Origin of the sequence: Acidisphaera rubrifaciens HS-AP3, assembly GCF_000964365.1 — a bacterium.
In the GTDB taxonomy this organism is placed as follows: domain Bacteria; phylum Pseudomonadota; class Alphaproteobacteria; order Acetobacterales; family Acetobacteraceae; genus Acidisphaera; species Acidisphaera rubrifaciens.
This window is the reverse complement of the sequence record NZ_BANB01000200.1, coordinates 1-3,274: the sequence shown is the minus strand read 5'-3', so window position 1 is coordinate 3,274 and position 3,274 is coordinate 1. Positions and strand designations below refer to the sequence as shown.

General features: G+C 69.7%; 2 protein-coding genes. One reads left to right on the top strand and one right to left on the bottom strand.

Features of this window, described 5'->3' with window-relative positions; genetic code table 11:
- Positions 1-107: 107 nt before the first annotated feature.
- Complete coding sequence (gene acnA / locus B8460_RS07095; protein ID WP_048860885.1) at positions 108-2,801, bottom strand: aconitate hydratase AcnA; 2,694 nt, start codon at positions 2,799-2,801, stop codon at positions 108-110.
- 130 nt (positions 2,802-2,931) lie between these two features.
- On the opposite strand from acnA, the gene B8460_RS07090 reads away from it, so the two are divergent.
- A partial coding sequence (locus tag B8460_RS07090) for an ABC transporter ATP-binding protein (RefSeq protein WP_148360429.1) occupies positions 2,932-3,274 on the top strand: 343 nt, incomplete at its 3' end.

Sequence of the window (3,274 nt, the reverse complement as noted above, 5' to 3'; positions counted from 1 at the left end):
CGCGCAGCAGCCGGTGGCCGAGCGGCAGCCGCGCGGGCGCGGCCGGGGCGGGGGACTGCCCTACCCCGTCCGCGCCGTCCATCGTGTCCCCGGACGAGGCGGCGCGGTCAGGCCGCGCGGGCCATGCCCCGCAGCACGTAATGCAGGATGCCGCCGTGACGGTAGTAGTTCACCTCGTCGGCGGTATCGACGCGGCACTTCACCGGCACCGTGTCGGTCTTGCCGTCCGGGCGGTGGATCACCAGCGTCAGATCCATGCCGGGCGTCAGCGCCTCGATCCCGACGACGTCGATCGTCTCCGCGCCGGTGATGCCGAGGCTCTGGCGCGTCATGCCGTCCTTGAACGTCAGCGGCAGCACGCCCATCCCGACCAGGTTCGAGCGGTGGATGCGCTCGAAGCTCTCGACGATCACCGCCTTGACGCCCAGCAGCATCGTCCCCTTCGCCGCCCAGTCGCGCGAGGAGCCCATGCCGTATTCGCGGCCGGCGAAGATGACCAGCGGCGTGCCCGCCTTCTGATAGGCCATCGCCGCGTCATAGATCGGCATCTGCGCGCCGCCCGGCTGCAGCGCGGTCATCCCGCCCTCCACGCCCGGCACCATTTCGTTACGGATGCGGATGTTGGCGAAGGTGCCGCGCATCATGATCTCATGATTGCCGCGCCGCGCGCCGTAGCTGTTGAAGTCGGCCTGTCCGATCTGCCGCTGCAGCAGGTATTCGCCGGCCGGCGAGCTTTTCTTGATCGATCCCGCCGGGCTGATGTGATCGGTGGTGATGTTGTCGCCCAGCACCGCCAGTATGCGCGCGCCAGTGATGTCGCCGATCGGCTTCGGCTCCATCGTGATGCCCTCGAAATAGGGCGGGTTCTTCACGTAGGTCGAGCCGTCGTTCCAGCGATAGGTGCCGCTGCCGGCCTCGACCTCGATCGCCTGCCAGTGACGGTCGCCCTTGAACACCTCGCCGTAGCGGCGGACGAACTGTTCGCGCGTGACGCTGCTGGCGACGACCTCGGCGATTTCCTTGTTGGTCGGCCAGATGTCGCGCAGATAGACCGGATTGCCGTCGCGCCCGGTGCCGAGCGGCGCGGTGGTGATGTCCTGCGTCATGGTGCCGAGCAGGGCGTAGGCCACGACCAGCGGCGGCGAGGCGAGGTAGTTGGCGCGCACGTTCGGATGCACGCGCCCCTCGAAGTTGCGGTTGCCCGACAGGACGGAGACGGCGACCAGCTTGTTGTCCTCGATCGCGTCGGCGATCGCGTCGTCGAGCGGGCCGGAATTGCCGATGCAGGTGGTGCAGCCATAGCCGACGGTCTGGAAGCCGAGCGCGTCGAGATCGGCGGACAGGCCGGACTTGTCCAGATAGTCGGTCACCACCTGCGAGCCCGGCGCGAGCGAGGTCTTGACCCACGGCTTCGACGTCAGGCCGAGCGCGCGCGCCTTGCGCGCGACGAGGCCGGCGGCGATCAGCACGCCCGGGTTGGACGTGTTGGTGCAGGAGGTGATCGCCGCGATCACCACGTCGCCGTGGCCGATCTCGTAATTGGTGCCGGCGACGCGGGCGCGCGTGCCTGCGTCGTTGGCGGCGACGCCCAGGCCCTTGGTCAGCTCGGCCTTGAACGCATCCGACGCCTTGGACAGCGCGACGCGGTCCTGCGGGCGCTTCGGACCGGCGAGCGAGGGCACGACGGTCGAGAGGTCGAGCGTCAGCGTATCGGTGAACACCGGGTCGGGCGTCGCCGTGTCGCGCCACATGCCCTGCGCCTTGGCATAGGCCTCGACCAGGCGGATGCGGTGCTCGTCGCGGCCCGACAGCCGCAGATACTCGATCGCCACGCGGTCCAGCGGGAAGAAGCCGCAGGTCGCGCCGTATTCGGGCGCCATGTTGCCGATCGTCGCGCGGTCGGCGAGCGGCAGGTCATCGAGCGCGGGGCCGAAGAACTCCACGAACTTGCCGACCACGCCCTTTTTGCGCAGCATCTCGGTCACGGTCAGCACGAGATCGGTCGCGGTGGCGCCCTCCGGCAGGCGGCCGGTCAGGCGGAAGCCGATCACGTCCGGGATCAGCATGGCGATCGGCTGGCCGAGCATCGCCGCCTCCGCCTCGATCCCGCCGACGCCCCAGCCGAGGATGCCGAGGCCGTTGACCATCGTGGTGTGGCTGTCGGTGCCGAACAGCGTGTCCGGATAGGCATAGGTCGAGCCCGCCGTCTCCGCCGTCCAGACGCACTGGCCGAGATATTCCAGGTTCACCTGATGGCAGATGCCGGTGCCGGGCGGCACGACGCGGAAATTGTCGAACGCGGCCTGCCCCCAGCGGAGGAAGCCGTAGCGCTCGCCGTTGCGCTGGAACTCGATGTCGACGTTGCGTTCCAGCGAGTCCGCGCGGCCGGAGACGTCGACCATGACCGAATGGTCGATCACCAGATCGACCGGCACCAGCGGATTGACCTTCTGCGGCTCGCCGCCGAGGGCGGTGATGCCGTCGCGCATGGCCGCGAGATCGACCACGCCCGGCACGCCGGTGAAGTCCTGCATCAGGATGCGGGCGGGACGGAACGGCACTTCCTGCGTGCTGCGCCCGTCCTTCAGCCAGCCGGCGATCGCCTCGGCGTCCGAGACCTTGTACGTGGTCCCGTCCTCGAACCGCAGGACGTTCTCCAGCAGGACCTTCAGGCTGACGGGCAGGCGCGAGATGTCGCCGATGCGGGCGGCGGCGGCCTCGAGCGAGAAATACGCATAGTCGCGCCCATCGACCGACAGCGTGCGCTTCGTCCCCAGACTGTCGTGGCCGATTGATTTCATGAAGTGCCGCCCCTTGTTGCGCTGGCGGCGCGTGGGCATGGCCCGCGACAGGCGCTTCGGCGCCGCACAAAAACCGATCCCCGGCTTGAACCACACAAGCCCCGTATTGTCCACGCGCGCGAGATACGCCATGCGACACCGGGCCGGCGGGCCGAGGGGCGCCGGCTGGGGGACGGCGATGCTGCGCGGAGAGGGGCTGGCGGTCATACGCGGCGAGCGGCTGGTGTTCCGCGACCTCGATTTCACCGCCGCGCCCGGCGCGGCCCTGCTGCTGCTGGGGCCGAACGGGGCGGGGAAATCCACGCTGCTGCGCCTGATCGCGGGCCTGGTGCGCGCGGCGTCCGGGGCGCTGAGCTGGCGGGACGAGGCGCTGCTGGCCGATCCGGTCGCGCAGGCGCGGCTGGTCGCCTATCTCGGGCATCAGGACGCGATCAAGCCGGGACTGACCGCCGCCGAGAACCTGCGGCTCGCCG